The 19,316-nt window shown below is 48.6% G+C and carries 14 protein-coding genes; 7 read left to right on the top strand and 7 right to left on the bottom strand.

The annotated features are described in order from the left end of the window. Window positions 1-125: 125 nt before the first annotated feature. Window positions 126-1,301, bottom strand: coding sequence for a sensor histidine kinase (locus tag Q6A92_RS19005; protein ID WP_274398506.1), 1,176 nt, complete (start codon window positions 1,299-1,301; stop codon window positions 126-128). 545 nt (window positions 1,302-1,846) lie between these two features. On the opposite strand from Q6A92_RS19005, the gene Q6A92_RS19000 reads away from it, so the two are divergent. After that, window positions 1,847-2,500 (top strand): YigZ family protein, encoded by a 654-nt coding sequence (locus Q6A92_RS19000; protein ID WP_274398505.1) that lies wholly within the window; start codon window positions 1,847-1,849, stop codon window positions 2,498-2,500. A gap of 258 nt (window positions 2,501-2,758) precedes the next feature. Here Q6A92_RS19000 and Q6A92_RS18995 read toward each other — a convergent pair whose 3' ends face one another. Beyond that, the gene (locus Q6A92_RS18995) at window positions 2,759-3,832 is read right to left on the bottom strand and encodes a glycosyltransferase family 4 protein (protein ID WP_274398504.1); all 1,074 of its coding nucleotides are present in this window, start codon (window positions 3,830-3,832) and stop codon (window positions 2,759-2,761) included. A 519-nt stretch (window positions 3,833-4,351) separates the two neighbouring features. Between Q6A92_RS18995 and Q6A92_RS18990 the strand changes: the two genes are divergently transcribed. The 3 genes from Q6A92_RS18990 (at window position 4,352) to Q6A92_RS18980 (ending at window position 7,950) form a co-directional block, all read left to right on the top strand. Beyond that, entirely contained in the window at window positions 4,352-5,092 is a 741-nt protein-coding gene (locus Q6A92_RS18990) for a WecB/TagA/CpsF family glycosyltransferase (protein ID WP_332239058.1), read from the top strand. A 541-nt stretch (window positions 5,093-5,633) separates the two neighbouring features. Continuing rightward, on the top strand, window positions 5,634-6,896 hold the full coding sequence (locus Q6A92_RS18985; protein ID WP_332239057.1) for an aminopeptidase P family protein: 1,263 nt from the start codon (window positions 5,634-5,636) through the stop codon (window positions 6,894-6,896). A 109-nt stretch (window positions 6,897-7,005) separates the two neighbouring features. After that, window positions 7,006-7,950, top strand: a complete 945-nt coding sequence (locus Q6A92_RS18980) for an aldo/keto reductase family protein (RefSeq protein ID WP_332239056.1) — start codon at window positions 7,006-7,008, stop codon at window positions 7,948-7,950. A 321-nt stretch (window positions 7,951-8,271) separates the two neighbouring features. Here Q6A92_RS18980 and Q6A92_RS18975 read toward each other — a convergent pair whose 3' ends face one another. Beyond that, complete coding sequence (locus Q6A92_RS18975) at window positions 8,272-9,138, bottom strand: NERD domain-containing protein (RefSeq protein ID WP_332239055.1); 867 nt, start codon at window positions 9,136-9,138, stop codon at window positions 8,272-8,274. Window positions 9,139-9,697: 559 nt separating this feature from the next. Here Q6A92_RS18975 and Q6A92_RS18970 point away from each other — a divergent pair. Continuing rightward, window positions 9,698-10,849: a glycerate kinase family protein gene (locus tag Q6A92_RS18970; protein ID WP_332239094.1), complete on the top strand. Its 1,152-nt coding sequence runs from the start codon at window positions 9,698-9,700 to the stop codon at window positions 10,847-10,849. A 618-nt stretch (window positions 10,850-11,467) separates the two neighbouring features. On the opposite strand, the gene Q6A92_RS18965 is transcribed toward Q6A92_RS18970, so the two are convergent. The 3 genes from Q6A92_RS18965 to Q6A92_RS18955 all read right to left on the bottom strand — a co-directional run bounded on the left by Q6A92_RS18965 (window position 11,468) and on the right by Q6A92_RS18955 (window position 14,098). Further along, a complete protein-coding gene (locus Q6A92_RS18965; RefSeq protein WP_443029761.1) occupies window positions 11,468-12,268 on the bottom strand; it encodes a hypothetical protein in 801 nt (266 codons plus the stop codon). A gap of 170 nt (window positions 12,269-12,438) precedes the next feature. Then, window positions 12,439-13,239 carry a flagellar motor protein MotB gene (locus Q6A92_RS18960; protein WP_332239053.1) on the bottom strand — a complete coding sequence of 267 codons (801 nt, stop codon included), beginning with the start codon at window positions 13,237-13,239 and terminating at the stop codon, window positions 12,439-12,441. Then, window positions 13,232-14,098: a flagellar motor protein gene (locus Q6A92_RS18955; protein ID WP_332239052.1), complete on the bottom strand. Its 867-nt coding sequence runs from the start codon at window positions 14,096-14,098 to the stop codon at window positions 13,232-13,234. The genes Q6A92_RS18960 and Q6A92_RS18955 overlap by 8 nt, the downstream gene beginning before the upstream one ends. A gap of 414 nt (window positions 14,099-14,512) precedes the next feature. Here Q6A92_RS18955 and Q6A92_RS18950 point away from each other — a divergent pair, with 414 nt between their 5' ends. Beyond that, complete coding sequence (locus Q6A92_RS18950; protein ID WP_332239051.1) at window positions 14,513-16,237, top strand: HD domain-containing phosphohydrolase; 1,725 nt, start codon at window positions 14,513-14,515, stop codon at window positions 16,235-16,237. Between the two features lie 895 nt (window positions 16,238-17,132). Here the strand turns inward: Q6A92_RS18950 and lacD are convergent. Continuing rightward, on the bottom strand, window positions 17,133-18,140 hold the full coding sequence (gene lacD / locus Q6A92_RS18945) for a tagatose-bisphosphate aldolase (RefSeq protein ID WP_274398493.1): 1,008 nt from the start codon (window positions 18,138-18,140) through the stop codon (window positions 17,133-17,135). Window positions 18,141-18,573: 433 nt separating this feature from the next. On the opposite strand from lacD, the gene Q6A92_RS18940 reads away from it, so the two are divergent. After that, window positions 18,574-18,813 carry a hypothetical protein gene (locus Q6A92_RS18940; RefSeq protein WP_274398491.1) on the top strand — a complete coding sequence of 80 codons (240 nt, stop codon included), beginning with the start codon at window positions 18,574-18,576 and terminating at the stop codon, window positions 18,811-18,813. Window positions 18,814-19,316: the final 503 nt, after the last annotated feature.

The following is a 19,316-nucleotide window of genomic DNA, read 5'->3' as shown; positions in this document are numbered from 1 at the left end:
CGGCCGGATCCGGGATCATCCGTGCCGCCCCTTCCGCAGCAGGCTCCTCACCTCTCTTTTTAACGGTCAGCCAATAGATATGAGACGGCGGGGCACCCTCCCATCTGACATTTTTATAAAATCAATTACCCTTTCAGTTCATCACCATGCTGGATCGGAATATTAATTAAGATCGAAGTCCCTTTGCCAATTGCTGAATGAATGACCAGCTTTCCGTTTAATAATTCGGTTCGTTCTTTCATCCCGATCAGACCATAGCTTCCTTCTTTCTTGACCGACTGATCAAAACCGATACCGTCGTCCTTTACCTGCATCTGCACTCTGTCGTTGCGAAATTCCAGGCGGACAGCAATGTGTTTCGGGTGGGCGTGGCTGCAGGCATTTTGAACAGCTTCCTGCATCAGCCGGAAAAGTGCAGCTTCCATCCGCGACTGCAGACGTTTCTCCTTGCCCAGGCAGCGAAAGTTGATTTCAATAGCAGGATAGTCTCCGTTGACTCGATGAAAATATTTTTGAAGTGTCGGCGCCAAACCCAGATCATCCAGACTCATCGGCCTTAAATCGTAAATAATCCGCCGGACTTCGGCCAGAGCATCCTGTACCATGACCCGGTACTTTTGCAGCTCATATCTGGCCGCTTCGGATCCTTCTTTTTTGCCGACGCGTTCCACAACATCGAGCCCGAGCAGGACCTGGGCCAGCGTCTGAGCCGGGCCGTCATGAATTTCGCGGGAGAGCCTTTTCCGTTCTTCTTCAAGGGCTTCGATGATCTTCAGACCAAGCGCGCGTTGTTCACGCGCGTTGGCGACCATTTCTCCCACCTGTTTCAAGTCACTCGTCAGATAATTAAGGACAACCGTTACCTGCCCCACCAGACTGTCCGCTTTCTTGATCGTCGCCGACAGCTGCACGAGACGGCGTTCCAATTCGTTGCGTCGGGCCTTCATCTGTTTTTCCATTTCGCGGACAATCGACAGTTCATTCTGAATGTTGTTTGCCCGCTCATAGGCGGTCCGAATATCTTTTTCTCCGTAATGGTCAAACGCTTGGCTGATTTCGGCCAGTCGTCCCCGCGATTTTCTCGCCTCAATTTCCAGCCGGTCGCTGCGCTCAATCACTCCGGTTAACTCATGCTTTAACAAGTGAAGTTCCTTAGCCAGCTCGTCGTGCTCTTTCCTGGATTGTTCGCCTATTTCAAAAATCTGGGTTTTGCTGTCGCTGACGTTCTCAATCATATCGTTGATGATTTTATCAAGGTGTTTGATGTCATGCGCATCATGTTCATTTTTGTCGGCTGACATTTTTTCCCTCCATAGTAACAAATGTAGCGGAACAGAGCCGTACCCGCTAGACACCTTGTACCTATCTCCCTATAGTACCAAAGAACTAATTCACTTTAAAACAATCTATTTCCATTCTTTAATAGCATCAGACGTATTACAAGTGTAAATGTTACCAATTATTTTTATAATAACATAAAATATACGTTTTTATTAGTTCGGAAAAGCCCGGCCGATGATTGATTTGTCAAAGCAAGAATGGTATGTTTTTGTAAAATCGATCTGTATGATCCGTCTCAGATCTTGTCATTTTTTCATAGACGGATCCTGTTTTCATAATGACTGTTTGCTGATCCCGCACGAAATGATTTTTTGCACGTGTTTGTTTCAAAATGCGCAGAGAATAACTGGTTTCCCCTAATGATTCACAGAGCCGCACCGAGCATTCAAAAATCGGCGCGCACTCCCGGAAATTCCGATACGAAGCAGCGGATTTTGGAAGAAGATGTCCCGATCAAAGGAAACGTCCTGAAACGGACAAAATAACGGCCAAGGAGCTGGTTTTGATGACATTATCTTCTTATATAACAGTTATGCACCCCGCAATCAAAGAAATCGAGATTCGCCGTTCCCGATTTATCGCCAGCGTTTTCCCGGTTGTCTCGGAAAACGATGCGGCCGCGGCGATCGAGGCTAAGCGCAAGGAACATTGGAAGGCGAACCATCATTGTTTTGCCTATGTCATCGGCAAGAAGCAGGAAATCCAGAAAGCAAGCGATGACGGGGAACCGAGCGGAACGGCGGGCGTACCGATTCTCGACGTTCTGAAGCGGCGCGGACTCTGCGATGTATTAATCATCGTCACCCGCTACTTCGGCGGAATCAAACTGGGAGCAGGCGGTCTGATCCGCGCTTACGCCCACGCTGCCGGTTCAGGACTCGCCGCTGCCGAGGTGATCGAGCAGATTCCCGCGGATTTATGGCGCACGAGCGTCGACTACCATTTGAGCGGTTCAATCGATAATAAGCTTCGTGAATCTTCCTATCTTGTTAAGAACGTGCAGTATACCGATAAAGTTTCATTTGATGTTTTTACCCGTCAGGAGGAGAGTTCCGTTTACACTAACTGGATCAGGGACCTGACAAACGGCACGGCAGACAATAAAAAGATAGAGGAACTCTATCTTCATAAAAAGCTGCCGGAACCCGCGGACAGATAAGCCCTTTCAACAACCGGCCCGGTTTCCCGGCTGCGCCTCCCCTTTTTCAGCAATTCCGGAGCAGACCGGCGCCGCGCTCCTATTAGAAAACCGGGCCCCGCCGAACTTTTGCTGCAGACGAGGCCGGGACAGCCTGATGCCGGACAGCCCGCGGGACGCGGCGCTGATGTTCGGTACTTACACTGCAATTCTTAAAAACATATAATAAAAAAAGCCGGAACCCCCTTGCCTGGTCCCGGAACAGAACTGCCCTCCCGTTTATTTCACCTTGGCCAGACTGATCGCCTTAGCCAGGCTGATAATCCGCTTATAGATCTTCAGCAGCGGCCTGTAGCCCGCGCTCACCAGTCCGACACCTTCCACCACCAGTTCAATCGTCAGCATCACGCCGATAATAATAATCAGCGAGCCGAGCAGCGTAGAGGTCGAGAGCAGAATCGCCGCAAGAGCGAACATCGCGCTCATTCCGTACATCAGCACCACCGTCTGGCTTTGTGAAAAGCCATAGCGAAGCAGACAGTGATGGAGATGCGACCGATCAGGAGCCGTCAGCGGCCTCTTATTGACCAGCCTTCGGATAATCGCGAATAGTGTATCGGAAATCGGAACGGCAAGAATAACGACCGGAACGACGAGCGAGAAAAGCGTTACATTCTTAAAACCGAGCAGAGCCAGAACCGAAATGACATAACCGAGAAAATAACTCCCGGTATCTCCCATAAATATTTTTGCCGGATGAAAATTATAAGGAAGAAAACCGAGCGTGCTTCCAAGCAGTACCGCACTGACCGTAAATACAAACAAATCATTTTCTGTCAGCGCAAGACCGGCAATCGTCATGAGAACAATGCTGGAAACACCGGCAGCCAGCCCGTCCAGTCCGTCAATCAGATTGATCGCATTGGTAATGCCCATAATCCAGAGAATGGTCAGCGGGATGCTCAGCCAGTGCAGGTAAAGCACGCCGTTAAATGGCAGATTAATATAAGTAACCGTGATTCCGCCCTCGACAATAACCAGGGCCGCAAGAAAATGAGCAACCAGTTTCACCCGCGGCGTCAAAGAGTACAAATCATCCAGAATACCTGTCAGAATAATGATCACGCTGCCCGCAAGCAGCGGCACTGTATAGCTGCTGGCCGGCCACAGAATCGCCATGCCAATCAGAAAAGCTAAATAGATTGCCAGCCCGCCCATGCGCGGCATAATTTTTTTGTGTACCTTGCGGGCATTGGGAACGTCGGTCGCACCCGCGCGAATTGCAAGCTTTTTTACAAGAGGCGTCAACCCGATTGCCGCCAGAAAACATATGACAAACGTCAAATAGACCATAGTGTCAGCCTGCCTTGTATCCAAAATTCCCGTCCGGTAAAACGCTAAAACGGTTTTCAAAGAAAAATAATCTTGTCTTGTTTTGTTCAACCGATATTATATCACATTGTAAAGAGGATACCAGTAATTTCTTAACAATCTCTTTACTTACTTTTTTGTTGATTCCCTTGACAAATCTTTCCGAATCATGCTTTGCGGCCCACAGGCTGCTTATTCCACAGAGCTCTTTGAAAACCTTTCAACAGGCCAATATCTTGGACATGCAGTCTGCATTTTTATAGGTAAAATTCAAAAAGCGATCTCTCGCCACGTGATATGACCTAACTGCTAGTTTACATTTTTTTCGGCTCATCGGCCGGACTTTGGCATTTTTTTGACTTTTCCGCCCGAGACGGGCGTCTCAGCATTTAAAGACAGACAAATACGGAGTATAAGAAAAGCTTGACAGGAACGGTTCCGTCGATGAAAATGATACAATATGAGACATGCTGAATACGGATTCATAAGAAGGGGTTCATTTTGACGAACAAGCAGCCCATCGGAAATATAAACATGAGCGTGTTCCTTTCAAAGGAAGAATTTGTTGAAACGCTTGCCTGCAAGGCTGAGGAAAAAGAAAAGCTGAATCTTTATTTTCTAAATGATCACGGGTTCAATATTGCCCAGAAGGACGCAGAATATCGGAAAATCCTGAATCGGGCCGATTATCTGCTTAACGACGGGATCGGCATAAAACTGGGCGCCAGAATATGGGGTATTCACGTTGGCGAAAATTTGAACGGCACGGATCTGATCCCTCTCTTTCTTCGTGAGTGCGAAAAGAAAGACTGGTCCGTTTATCTGCTGGGATCGACCGAAACCATTGCCGGCGAAGCGGCACAGCACCTCCGGGAAAAATACCGCCGGCTGAAGGTCGCCGGATCTCACCACGGCTATTTTCGCGGCGAGCAGGAAATCGTCCGGGCCATCAATAAGTCCGGGGCCGACGTGCTGATCGTCGGCATGGGCATGCCTCTGCAGGAAAAATTTATCGACCGCCACGATCGTGAGCTGGCACCCCGTATCCGTATCGCTGCCGGAGGCTATATTGATTTCGTTTCGGGAGAAAAGCCGCGCGCACCGAAAGTGATGCGAAAACTGAACCTCGAATGGCTTTTCCGGATGATACTTGAGCCGAAAAGGATGTGGCGGCGGAATGTGGTCGGCCATCTGCAGTTTTTTTTCAAGGTCATCCAATTAAAAAGGAAAAAACGTTTGTAAATCGGCGGCCGGCAGGAGACATAGGAGCAAAGCCCGTCCGGCTCGGTTTCATATAATTTGTCTCCGGGCCGCAGCCGATAAATCGTGCAGCCGGCTGTGCGGCCCTGTTCTCTTCGTCTTCTATGACACGAGTACTGCCGGTCCTCTTTTGAAGCTGAAATACTTGCTGCCTGATGCCGTGCAGGGGCACCAAAGCAAAAAACAATGGACCCGGCACAGCCGCTTTCTTTGCCGAACTCCGTACATGGGCATGAAGGCCGTGTAAAGTCCGGCATGATTGCCGGAAAAAAGGCTTCTTCTGCGGATCAGTTCCTATCAAAAACGGACATCAAATCTCCCCGATATGATCTTTTCGCTGCTTACAGCTTCAGATTATAAGATTGCACACGCTTTTGAACTCAGCCGGCCCCGTCGGTTTGCAGCCCCGTCCGATCTTTCCGGCGGGTAAACATGTTTATATTCAATATGGCTTTCTACGACTTCTCTGCTGCAAAATGATAGAATGATAGAGGAACGATATCATGATGAAGGAAGGATCCGTATGGACAAAAAATTTTTTATACGCAATCGCAGCAAGCTCTATGAAACACTTGAAGATCAGTCGCTGACAATCCTTTTCGCCGGCGAGGCGGCGCATCAGTCAGCGGATGAGAGCTACCCCTTCTACCCCAACCGGAACTTTTATTATATGACCGGAATTACTGAACCGAAAGTTGTTTTCGTCGCTGCCAAGTTTAATGGAGAAGTAAGCGAAACACTTTTTATCCAGCGGGCCGACCCGTGGATGGCCAGATGGTACGGAGAAACCATCACACCGGACGAAGCCAGGGAAGCTTCCGGTGTTGAAAATATTGAACTGCTCGATAAGCTGGACAGTTTCATCCGCTCGCAGTTCGACGGCCGTGTCTACAGGCATCTTTACGCGGATCTTGAGACCAAGTCATGGGAATATCCGGCCAGGCCGGCAAATAAATTCGCTGCCGATGCGGCGGTCACTTATCCTTATCTGTCGGTCCATAATCTCTATCCCGTCATCAGTGATCTTCGCGTGGTCAAGTCCCCGGAAGAGATCGAGCTGCTTCGCCGGGCCGGACAAATCACGGCGGACGGTATCAGAAATGTCCTCGCCAACGCAAAACCGGGAATGAAGGAATATGAACTGGAAGCTTATTTCAATTTTGTCCTGAAGAGCCGCGGCATTACCGAATTTGCTTTTCCGACTATTCTTGCCAGCGGCTATAATGGCACGGTGCTTCATTATTCGGCCAATACCGGCACCGCCGCGGACGGAAATCTCGTCCTGCTGGATCTGGGTGCCCAGTATCAATATTATAACGGCGATATCAGCTATACTTTCCCGGTTAACGGAAAATTCACCGACCGCCAGAAAACCATTTACGACATCGTCCTGCGCTGCAACCGGGAGGTCACAAAGAGGGTCAAACCGGGAATCGCTTTTGAAGATCTGAACGATTTTACAATCAGATTTCTTACTGAAGAGCTGCTCAGAATCGGCCTGATCCAAAAACCGGAAGAACTGCGCAAATATTACTTCCATCATGTCAGCCACTCGCTTGGACTCGACACGCATGACGTCGGCAATTACCGCGATATAAATCTCGTGCCCGGTGAAGTCATCACCAACGAACCGGGGTTGTACATTCCGGAAGAAAGCATCGGTGTCCGGATAGAGGATGACGTTCTTGTCACCGAAGACGGCTATGAGGTACTGACTGGCGGTCTTCCCCGGACTGTCGATGAAATTGAAAGTTACATGGCCGAGCACAATAAAAACCTGCAGTAAATCCATACGGTCCCAAGCGTTTTCCTTTTCGTTCCATGCTTTCCGCCGCAATCAGATAGCGTTGCGGCTTTGTGACGGTCAACGCACCACCAAAAAGGAGGAGTTTTAAATGCAATATCGTCATCTTGGAAATTCCGGACTCAAGGTCAGTGCAGTCAGCCTCGGAAGCTGGCTGACCTATGGCGGCTATGTGGCAAATGAAAATGCGGTGAACACAATTCTGAAGGCCTATGACCTCGGCATTAATTTTTTTGACACGGCCAATGTCTACATGCGCGGCGAAGCGGAAAAAGTGGTCGGCAAAGCGATTAAAGCTTTCCCGCGGGAATCAATCGTCCTCTCGACGAAGGTCTTCTTTCCCATGGGTGACGGTCCCAACGACCGCGGCCTGTCCAGAAAACATATCATGGAGCAGGCTGAAGCCAGTCTGAAGCGGCTCGATGTTGATTACGTCGATCTCTATTACTGCCACCGCTTTGATCCGGAGACGCCGATTGAAGAAACGCTGCGCGCCTTCGACGATCTGATCCACCAGGGCAAAGTAAATTATATCGGCGTCAGTGAATGGACGGCCGCTCAGATCACGGAAGCCGCACACATCGCCGACGAAAAGCTGCTGAATCATTTTGTCGCCAACCAGTCGCAGTACAGCATGCTTTACCGCAGGATTGAAAATGAGGTTATCCCCGTCAGCGCCGCCCACGGTGTCAGCCAGGTCTGCTGGTCTCCGCTTGCCCAGGGCGTCCTCACAGGAAAATATAAGTCGGTCAATGATGTCCCGGCCGGAAGTCGTGCGGCAGAACAAAGCGGATCTGTTCACCGCTTTCTGACGGCTGACAACCTGAATAAAGTCGCTCAGCTCCAGAAAGTAGCCGAAGAACTGGACATCAGTATGGCTCAGCTCGCCCTCGCCTGGATTCTTCGTCAGGATAACGTAGCGAGCACGGTCGTCGGCGCCAGCAAACCGGAACAGATTATCGACAACGCCCAATCCGCCGATATAACACTTGACAAAGAAATAATTGACAAAATTGATGCCATTTTAGCGGATTAAAGGATTTAAAAAGGCCGGATTCCCTCAGCTGGTTGAGGGGATCCGGCCTTTTTGTATGTGGTTTTTCAAGAGCAGGTCGGACTGATTTTTCGGTAATTCGGTAAACGAAAAAATTACAGCCCCGAATTCGCGAGGCTACCGGCCAAATTGCGCTTTCTTCCGGCCGAATTCGCGGGGCTATCGGCCAAATCGCGACCCCTTCCGGCCGAATTCAACTTCTGAGCTGCTATTTAATTTTTTTTATGACTTTTTTCAAGCTGCTTAAGAATTTGATCTTCCAAAAAATAGGTTCGCTGTTTGAAATTCCCGCTATATGGAAATTTATAAGAATGAAGCATTTTTCTGACGACCGAAGCTGTTAGTGACAATCGGTCCAAACAGATGTCGATAATCATTAATTGCGATTAATTGAGCAGTTCTGGACTCAAAGCCGCAAGCAGGGCAGGTCCAGACAGCCGAATGCCTGTTCATCGCTAATTTTTCACATCTTGGGCATCGTACGCCGGTAAGGATTTCTTCAGGGACAGTACCTGTTTGTTTAAAAACGTCAATTTCGAGGTCCTTGTGCTCACTTAGCAATTTTTTGGATAGATCCAGGAGTGTACTGCGGTCGACTGCGGGTCGCGGATACTGTTTTTTTAATGAGGAAATGCGAATCGGGAGAAAATCCGAAGTGCAGATGTGATTCTGCTGGTCAGCGAGATCCAGATGCAGAATCGATTTTGAGGGAATGAATACCACCTGGGTTTGAATGGGAATTCCTGTGCATCCCCGTAAAAGCAGCCACGAACTCAATTGCTCTTTGAGACGGGCATTCTGTATCATCGGATTCGGAAAAGCTTCCTCGGTCCGGTCTGTACTCCGAATCATCTGATGTTTATTGATGGTTACTCTTCCCATTATATTTTTGACTTCCAGAATGAGAAAAAAATACGGAGAGAGAACGAGAAAATCGATTTGAAAATAATGAATTCCGTCATACAGTCTCAGATTATGAAAAATCGAATATTCATCCGCGGAAAGAAAACTGAGAGGATAATCCAGTGATTTTTCTCCTTTGAACCCCGCCAGATATTTTGACATTTGCAAGTACACATCTTGTTTTTTGGAACTGTCAGGATTTAAACGCTGAAACAGAATTTCAAACTGTTTCACTTGAAACGGGATCTGAATAGGCTTAAGATACACACGGTGCCGCCTCCTTTTCCTTCGTTTACCTGCACCTAGATCTTTATCGTGATTGGTGCAGGCCGCCCGGATAACTCCGCCTCCTTTCCCTTCGTATCAATTTGGCCAAACTCTTGTATCCGCTGTTCATTTCTTCTTGAAGCGGCATTCAATACTTCATGCTGAATTGCATTCGACATCATCTTCCACAATCCTGCAAAACCCGAAATAAAACGAGCATTTTATTTTCCGGGAAATATTCTTAACCTTGAAAAATCGGCTGACTAAGTTGTTTAGCGATAAAATTAATATAACGAATATTGTGAGATATGCTAACATGTAAAGAGCAGCTGTCTCTATCAGATGAAAGGATTCGGACAATTTTAGTACTTAACGGCCTCTTCGTTTGACGGTTTTTGCGGGCCTAACGGATATCCGTTTTATAATTGAATGCTCAGATTTGAATCAGATGGTTCATTCAGAAAAAGTTTATCTTTTTACTGGCAAAAAGCAGCAGCATCTCAATTTAAGATCAAGATAAATGTTTCGAAAGAGAGGAAGAAATGTGCAAACACAAAAAATGAAAGTCGTCATTGCGCCAGACTCTTTTAAAGAATGTCTGACCGCGCTGCAAGCGGCGGATGCGATTGAAACGGGATGGCTGCGGGTCTGGCCGGAAAGTGAATGTGTTAAAGTACCGATGGCGGACGGCGGTGAAGGAACGGTCCGTTCTCTGGTCGACGCCACGGGCGGAAAGATTATAAAAAAACAGGTAACCGGCCCGGAGGGAAAACCCGTTAACGGATTCTTCGGCCTGCTCGGCGGCGGAGATACAGCGGTCATTGAAATGGCCGCTGCGGCAGGGTTGGATTGCGTTCCTCGCAATCGGCGCAATCCGCTGAAAGCAACCACTTTCGGCGTCGGAGAACTCATTCTTGTGGCACTGGACCGCGGGGTTAGCCACATTATTCTCGGGCTCGGCGGAAGTGCAACCAACGACGGCGGCTGCGGTATGGCTCAGGCGCTCGGAGCGAAGCTTCTTGATTCCAAGGGTTATACAGTCGGCCCGGGGGGTGCGGCGCTCGCCGAACTGGTTTCCATCGACTTATCGGAGCTGGACAGCAGAATAGCCAACGTGCGGTTTGACATCGCCACAGATGTCAGCAATCCGCTGACCGGCAGCAAAGGCGCTGCCGCTGTCTTTGCTCCTCAAAAGGGGGCTTCGCCGGAAGATGTGCGGATACTTGATGAAGCACTTGTGCATTTTGCTCATATCGTGAGGAAAGATCTCGATATCGAGATCGATCGGGTGCCCGGCGCGGGCGCGGCGGGCGGACTGGGGGCCGGCGCTCTCTGCTTTCTTGGAGGGACGATCTGTCCGGGAGTTGATACAGTTATTCGGGCTGCCGGGCTGGAAGAAAAAATGCAGGGAGCCTCACTGGTCATTACCGGAGAAGGAAAAATTGACGGTCAGACGCTTTTCGGCAAAACGCCGGTCGGTGTAGCACGATGTGCAAAAAAGTCGGAAATTCCTGTCATTGCGCTGGCCGGATCCTTGGCGGACGGCAGCCGAAACGTTTACCGCCACGGCGGCATTGACGCGCTGTTTTCCATTGTTCCGGGTGCTGTTTCTCTTGAGGACGCCCTTGCACATGCCGAGACCAATCTGAGTCGGACTGCGGAAAACATTGCTCTTGTTTGGCGTCTCGCTCAGCACTTCCCCAGCGCTTGAATTGTCTGCTGCTCATAAAAAGAGCGGCTCGGTGGTGAACGCGGATTGGTTTTGCTTATAAAAAAGGCCTTTTTTCCGTATTTTTTATGCTGAAAATACCCGTCAGGCAATTTTTTAAACGAGTTTTTTCAAAACCAATCAGCCAGGGGTTTGACGTTTGCCAGATACAGATTTTTACAGTTTGATTAGATCATCTGCACCCCCCAGGCAGCCATGGAAGGGCAGTCTTTCGAGCAAGATTCATGAACGTCGTGCCATGCGATTCCCCGGCCTGACATTTTAAAAAAGGCTGTTCCCGATCTGTTCGCCGGAGCCGCAGGCGTGAATCCCGGCTTCCCCCCCCCAGACAGCTTAGGGAGACAGTCTTTCGGACATGATCTGCGAACATCAAGCCATGCCTGACTCTGATACTATAAGGGAAAACTGTTTCCAATCTGTTCGAAGGAACCGCGGCGTTTTTTTTGCTTCAGGTCCGCTTCACCCCGCGGACGGGCCGGTCCTCAGATCTGCACAGATCAAATGGGCCGCAAGACTGGTTGCCCGTCCGTCCGCTGCTTTGGCTTCCCGCCTCGAGCTTTTCAACGCTGAAAGAGCAGGCAAGCCGGCCCGAGAAATCGATTATTTAGACAGGCCGAGATCACGGCCTATTGCCTTCAGCCAGATATCCTGTCCCGCCTTGCTCATTGTGTGCCCGTCCGCTGCAACGACACCGGCCCGTTTTGAACCTCCCGGCCAGTTCGGCAGATAATTGAGGGTTGCGAGGTTCTGACTTTTGACATATGTGCTGAGCTGATCGATCCGATCATTTATGTACGGCGCATTCGCCGAATAATTGGGCAGAGAAATAAAGAATGCAGCCTGAGGATACTTCAGCCTGATTTTCTCTTCAAGCAGAGCAGTAACGGAATTTGTGTCATCCGTGCTGACTTTGCCGTCATCGTTGTAGAGCAGGGGCGTATAGATAACCGCATCCGGATTGCCGTTGCTGCTTTGGAACAGGCTTTCTATCTTTGCCTGGTTCAGCTGCAGCGATGTACTCTTACCCAAATCGACCGCTGTGACTTTAAAAAACAGGCTGCCGAACGAACTGTCCAGCCGCTGCTGCAGAAGCAGGGACAAAGCCTGGACATTCTCGCTGCCGATCATTACAACCCGGACCTGTCCGTTGTTCGCCAATGCTTTCTGTGCCGCCTCCTGCATCGTTCGCGGCAGCTTCGCAATCTGAGCCTTCACTTTTTTGGCAGCGATACCGTTTGTGCCGCTCATGTCGCCTGCCGAAACAGATCCGCTCCCAATCAGCGCCGAATCGGCTTTGGCAATCCGGCCCAGCCTATGATTCCAGTAAATATTTCCGCCGACGATTGCAGCAATACAAACAATAGAGACAAGAACCAGCCAGAATTTTTTCAAATAATCCACCTTCACTATTTTCCGCCTATTTATTATCGGTCCACCTGAAAAAAGCATATAGATGACTCATGGGAAATGCAATAGTTTTTTTGAATAAATATTAAAATGATCAAAAAAATGACGGAGCGGATCCGCAGCGCCGGTACCTCGCAATGGAACCGCCTTGCCATGGATGTTTTCTATTCGGCGGTATTGGCATTCTGCTCCCTGATCACCACGATGTTGACGCGCCGGTTCATCGCCTTATGTGCCGCTGTATCATTCTTAGCGACCGGTTTGTATTCTCCATAGCCGACAAAATGGAACCGTTCCGCCGGAAGCTTGTCCTTCTGAATCAGATAATTCATGACCGTCTGTGCACGTACTCCCGAAAGTTCCCAGTTTGAGTGGAGAGGCGAGTGATTGTTTCGAAACGGTGTAGTGTCCGTATAACCCTCGACCGAGACGTCGTTCGGCACCCCGCCCAGTATACCGCCGATTTTTTGCAGGACCGGCAGGGCATTCGGCTTAAGGTCCGCTTTGCCGAGATCAAAGAGGATGCTCTCGCGCAATGTAAGCTGAATCCCTCTTGGCGTATTGGTCAGTGAGACATCCGGGCTCAGATGGTTAGCTTTAATGTATTGATTCAGCTTCAGATAAAGGGCGTCCAGCTGCTGATTATCGTTTTTCTGCTGCTTATCGGTCAGGGCATTCGATTTTTGCTGAACGGCCGTCGTCGGGCTGGTCTGTCCCTTATCGGTGGCCGGATAGCCCATATTCTGAAGAATGGTTTGTCCCTGGAAAGAAGCTTTAAGCGACGAGACCAGCGCATTGAAACGCTGATTTTCAATGGAGCTCATCGAAAACATGACGATAAAAAATACAAGCAGCAAAGTGATCAGATCGGAATAAGTAATCATCCATCTTCCCAGATCTTCATGATCATCCACTTGTTTCAAATGTCTTCTTTTATGTGTATTATGTGTGTGCGGTTTATTCATGGTTCGCGGCCTCTTGATAATTGCCTTCCGACCACTCGGATTCACTCGCGTTGCCTCTGAGCCGCTCTTCCACTTTCTCCTTATCTTCCTCGCTTAGAAAGGCAAACAGTTTTTTGCGGAGGATCAGTGTATTTTCTCCGAACTGGATCGACAGGATCCCCTCCGCCTTAATCTGCCGGATCAGCACATCTGCGGCAAGATTTGCTTTAATCTTATTGAAAATCGGCAGGAAAACAACGTTGGCTCCCGAAACCCCGTAGAGCGTCGCAATAAAGGCAACTGCGATCGCCGGTCCGAGGCTGCCCGGGTTGCTCAGAGTGCCCAGCACATGGACCAGGCCCATGACGGTACCGATAATGCCCATCGTCGGCGAAAATCCCCCGGCGGCTTCGAACATCCGTCCCATTGATAGGATCTGCCGTTCATAGAGTTCGATATCGCGGTTCAGGATATCATCGATCACGTCGGAATCAACGCCGTCGACGACCATCTGGATGCCGTTGGACATAAACGAATCTTCGCTGAATTGATCCAGTTCTCCTTCCAGGGCAAGCAGCCCTTCGCGTCTGGAAATATTGGCCAGACTGATCAGCTGTTCAATCGTGGCTCCCGTATCCGCCTTCGGTTTGACGAACGCATATTTTATGATGAACGGTAATTTTTTTAACGTTTTCCCGGGAAAACTGACGATCACGGCACCGATTGTCCCGCCGAAGACGATCAGCAGAGCGGTCACCTTAAATAATGCCACGAACGTTCCGCCTTCAAGCAAAAATCCCGCTAATAATGACAGCACTCCAAAAAGCAAGCCGATGACTGTAGATATTTCCATGTAGGTCAATCCCTTCAGCTCTTGCACCTTATAACCCTTTTATCGGCTATTCTTTATTTTTATTGAACCCCTCGAATTAAGAAGGTAAAAAATCATCATACACAAAATAGGCCGTTTTTCCTATTTTATTAGCAAATTACTTTTTTTACATTTTTGCTGTGAAGTTTTTTCTATGGCCTGTCGATATGATAATTAGTGGATTAATACACAGTGCACTTTTAAACAACATTTGTTAAGATGACTGATGTGTGTGGCGTTGTTTTTTAGAAAATCAGATTAATTGAGGCCGCTTTTCCCTTATATCGGGAGCTTCCTTTCCATCTGCTCTTCCGGCCGAAAATGGCCGGACCCATGAGACTGTTTCCGCCTCTTATTCGTGACCCGCCGGAAGAGCCTCCCAATCTTTATTTGGGACAATTTTTGTTGGGAGTGAACGACACCATGACTAAAGTTGTTAATGTGACAGATTTAACGGATGGCTGCATTCTTTCAAAAGATATCTTTATTAATTCATCCGTGCTTTATCGTTCCGGAACTTATGTCACTCCCGCCCTTGCTGATGACCTTTCCGAAAAAGGCGTTCAGGAGGTTTCAATTAAAAATGGGAAGACGACGGTTTTTCACAGAAACTTTCTCGAAGAGCAGGAAATGACCGCTCATCAATTGAAGGCGCTGACTGAACGGTTTCAGAACGATATGTCCGAAATAGCCGATGAACTGCGCTACGGACGGATCCTGCATGCGGAAGCATCCTATAAGTGGCTCCGCTCATTTTATCTTCGCACTTTTTCAAATCCTACGGTGGGCTTGCTGATGGACAGCCTGAAGCAGTGGGATCCGATTTGCTACATCCATTCCGTTGATGTCTTCGTGCTTTGCAGCCTGTTCATCCGGCGCCTCCATATGAAAATGCCGAAGGGCTTCATCCTCGGCTGCCTCCTTCATGATGTCGGCAAACTTTATACCCCGCGTTCTATTCTCTTAAAAACAGGCAAGTTAACGGAACGGGAGTATGAACAAATAAAAGAACATACTCTGCAGGGGTACGAACTGCTGAACAAGCTTGGATTCTCGGCCGAAACATGCAAAATCGTCCGTTCCCATCACGAGCGGCTGAACGGAAGCGGCTATCCGGATCATTATGCGGTCGCTGAACAGGACCGCGACCTGAAATCGATCGCAATAGCCGATGTCTATTCCGCGCTGACTCTGAAAAGATCCTATCGGAGCCCGATGCAGGCGACCCGTGCAATCCAGATTATTCTGAATGACTGCATGCGCAATAATCTGGACCTGAAGAGCTGTTTCGCTTTCATTAATTTTGTGCACATTTTCCCGCCGGCAACCCAGGTCCTGCTTACGAACGGCAAGGTCGGAACAGTGGTGCTCAACCGCAACGGCTCGGAAATTCTGCCGAAAATCAAACTTCAGGAGCGCAATCGCGTGATCCAGCTTCCCAGCGACTTGTCGCTGACCGTAAAAAGCGTGATCGGCTGGGACAGCAAGGAAATCTTGATGCAGGAAAAGCAGAACTGGAGCGACTATATACAAAATATCATTGACGGCAATGCACTGAAGGCACTCGATCTGCTTGATGCACTGTCCGACAGTAAGCGGATTGAAAATGTCTTTATTGATCTGTTTGAACGTTCAATGAATGAGATTGAAAAACGTACCGATTTAAAACCTGTCGATCTGTCGATTGCCCGGACGACAACTATGTCGCTGCTCAACTGGAAAATGCTCAAATTACTGCAGGATCGTAAAGTGGAGATGGGCGAAGCCGTTACCGCCAATTTTGACTCGGCCAACGAACAGCTGCCGATGAAGATGATTAACGATCTTTTCGCCATTAACGGCTGGAAAACATATTTTATCGGAGAAAATGCGAACCTTGCGATGATCGGCGATCTGATCGAGCGCAAAAAAGCAGGCTATCTTGCAGTGTCTCTGACTGAAGAAGCACACATGTTCAAGGTGTTCAACATGCTGAATGTGCTCAGAAAAGCGCACCCGGAGCTCATTATTTTCGTCCATGGAGCGGGGGCTCATCTGATCGACGATATATCCATCCGCGGAATCATGACCAGCAGCGATCTTTCCGAATTCGTCGTTAATTTAAGGAGGCTGTTCCAGCTTAAGGCGGCAGGGTGCAAAAAAAGCTGAGCAATCAATAAGGATCAAGCCGTTAAAAAATGTATTATAAGTGAAGGCCGGAGAAAAAATGACTTTTTCTATCCGGAATGGCTGCGCGGATCCCTTTTCTATAAAGGAAATCCACGCTTTTAATTTACTATCATGAAACGGGTTCCGCATGCCGCCGCGCTCATGATCGGCCCGTCCCGGCTCTCCGAAAACAGCCGTCAGTTAATAAGGCGCCTGCTTCGTGATTGAATAAAAGAATACAGATATTCCTTTGACTCATTGGTCACTTGTGCCGTGCATTGATGATCGGCCCGTCCTGCAGCAATCTATTCTCTTGAAAGGCGCTATCATTTCCGCGATCGATAAACTTCCTGCAGCGGCGGATGAATCAGGCACAATCCCGTAATCAGCAGTTCGCGTGAGGCAAGCACGGCGCTGCGCACCGGCTGTTTCGAGCCAGGAGCTGGCCGGAAACCTTGCCCAATCCGCACTTATTGATTTCAGCCCGCGTACTGTCGATTCTTTGGCCATTACTTGTCGCGTTTCCGACCTTTCCTAATGATAAGCGGCAATCTACTACCGCTTCCCGCTATGATTCAGATGAACAAGCGGCAGGCCGGAAAAAAAGAGCGGGCGCTTCCGGAATTTAACACCCGCCCACATATGAAATGATCTTTTCAGCCGGCTATATCGCCCTTCGGAAAAATGGGGCGTCTTTCACGCATTCATGTTACATCCCGACCAGACATATGGCTGCGGGGAAAAGAAACGCCTGAATCGCTGAATGCCGGACCCGGATCTATTTTGTATTTCGGAAACTCTTCCGGCCCGGATCGCCTGTATCTAAAAGGCCCGGCAGAAAATTGATCTGCCGGACCTGACTTCATATGTTGTATATCTTCAGAAATCCATCCGATCAGCCGATAACTTCAATCTTGTCTTTGCCGCCGAATTTTTCATACCAAGGTGTCGCGTTTTCAGCAAGAATCTCATTCAATTCTTCAACATTCTTTTTGCCCTGGGACTGGAGCCATTCGATGGCACCCTTTTCGCCGTTCTTACCGTAGGCTTCTACGCCGTCGCGCCAGGTTGCGCGGCCGCAAAGAACACCGTTATATTTTGAGCCTGCATCGTGAGCGAAAACAAGCGTCTTCTGGAACAGTTCCGTCGATACGCCCGCGCTCAGCCAAATGTAAGGAATTGTCGTTTCTTTGTCAACCTGACGGAAGTATGCTTGGGCTTCTTCCGCAGAATATACGGCTTCGTTTTCGCCGACACCTTCAACACGGCTCATGTCTACCGGCACTTCAAGCTTCAGTACGTCAATGCCGTACCGTTCCTGCGTGAAGACTTTGATCGATTCCAGGACTTTGTGCGGTTTAACTTTTGCAAATTCAGCCTTGTCCTTGATCGCTTCATCATAGGTGACAATTTCGAAGAAAAACGGAATATCTTCCGCTTTGCATTCGGAACCAACCCGTTCAACAAAGGCTTTTTTGATGTCATTGATTTCGTCCGGTTCATCCGGATCGAAGTAAAGGAGTACCTTGACCGCATCGCCGCCGTTTTCCTTGATCCGTTTTGCCGACCAGTTAGGAAGAAGATCGGGAATGCGGCCCGGAGTGGTTGCATCATAGCCTGTCTTTTCATAAGACGTCAGCAAGCCGCAGTTTGCATCACGTTTTTTGCCTGCCGGAATGCCGTATTCCGGATCCAGCAGAATTGCACTTGTATAAGGAGTCAGTTCTTGAGATACAAGCGTTTTGAAATCCTGAAGTTCTTCAGTCGTTGCGTCGGTACCCTTCGCTGCACCGATCATCCTTTTCAAAGAACCACGTTGATCAATAGCAAGAGCGGCAATAACACCCTTGTCGTTGGACAGCTTTTCAAGAAACTGAAACTTGCCCTTTTGCAGTTTAACCATTACCTATTCCTCCAAGCTAGAATTTTGGACATGAAACGGCCCATTACAGTACAATCGGCAAGCGCACCTAAACCGTTGAGACCGCCGCCTGCCGTCTTTCCTTCACAATTTTCATTTTACGTCACATTCCGTCAGAAAGTCAATTTGCCCTTTGCGATATTACTGTGAACAACACACAGGATCCCGTCTCAAAATAACGCCCTTCAAGACGGGCCGGACGGCTGTTTCCCCATTTGCGCCCGGTTTTATACGGGCCGGAAGGACAAAAGACGGGTCGAATTTATTTCATATATTGTCCAAAAAAAGATGATATTTTTTTCATGCCAACCCGTCATGGAACCGGACTTTGCTCTTTGCAATTTAGAAATAATTTTTTATTTTAGAACCATTTTTCGAAAGGGAACCTTATATAATAAGCGCAGGAGGTGTTTCTTTGGATAAAATGAAGTATTTTAATCTGAATGAAGTTCTGGAAAATGACCTGTTTACGGAATGGGAACTTGCAGGCTGCCGACGCTTCGCAATGGATGCATTGGAACCGGCTGGCGCGCTTGACGATGACGGCATTTATCAGATGGTTTACAAAATTAAAGATGAAGCAACTAGGCGTCTTTTACTTTCTGCATGGCCAAGATGCGAATGGATGAGAAAATCCGAATTTGCCGGCGAGTAAAACAGTAGGCTTTAATATAGGTTTCAGTCACTTCGATGATTCGGACATACCGCTGGGTCAGTGCGCCGCTCCTCGCCTGGTAGATAATTTCAACAATATCGCCTGTCTTCACGTTAATCCCTCCCTCTTCTTATTATATACGAATATTTGTTCTGATTGAACTGGAAAATAAAACATACGTTCGCTGAAATAGTCAAATCAGCCCGCTAACACATAAAGGATCCGGCATACACGGAACAAATGCCCCCGATTCATCGGCAAAGATGTTTCACAAGAATGCTTCGGAATATTTCATGATGATAATGACGGAATGATCACCCGCAGTTTCGGCCGGCACTGCGGTCTTTACCTACAAATGGCCGGGAAGCCCTGACTATCAGGGCCTCCCGGCCGCAGAAAATAACAAAAACTCATGCCCCCCTTGCGAACATGAGTTTCAGATATTTCAATCGGCGCCGCTCACGGCATCCGATTAATTATACCGCTTCTCTTGTTGTAGCTTT

The sequence above is a fragment of the Sporolactobacillus sp. KGMB 08714 genome, assembly GCF_036598985.1.
In the GTDB taxonomy this organism is placed as follows: Bacteria; Bacillota; Bacilli; order Bacillales; family Sporolactobacillaceae; genus Sporolactobacillus.
The sequence above is the reverse complement of the archived record's forward strand: the minus strand, read 5'-3'. Positions and strand labels throughout refer to the sequence as shown.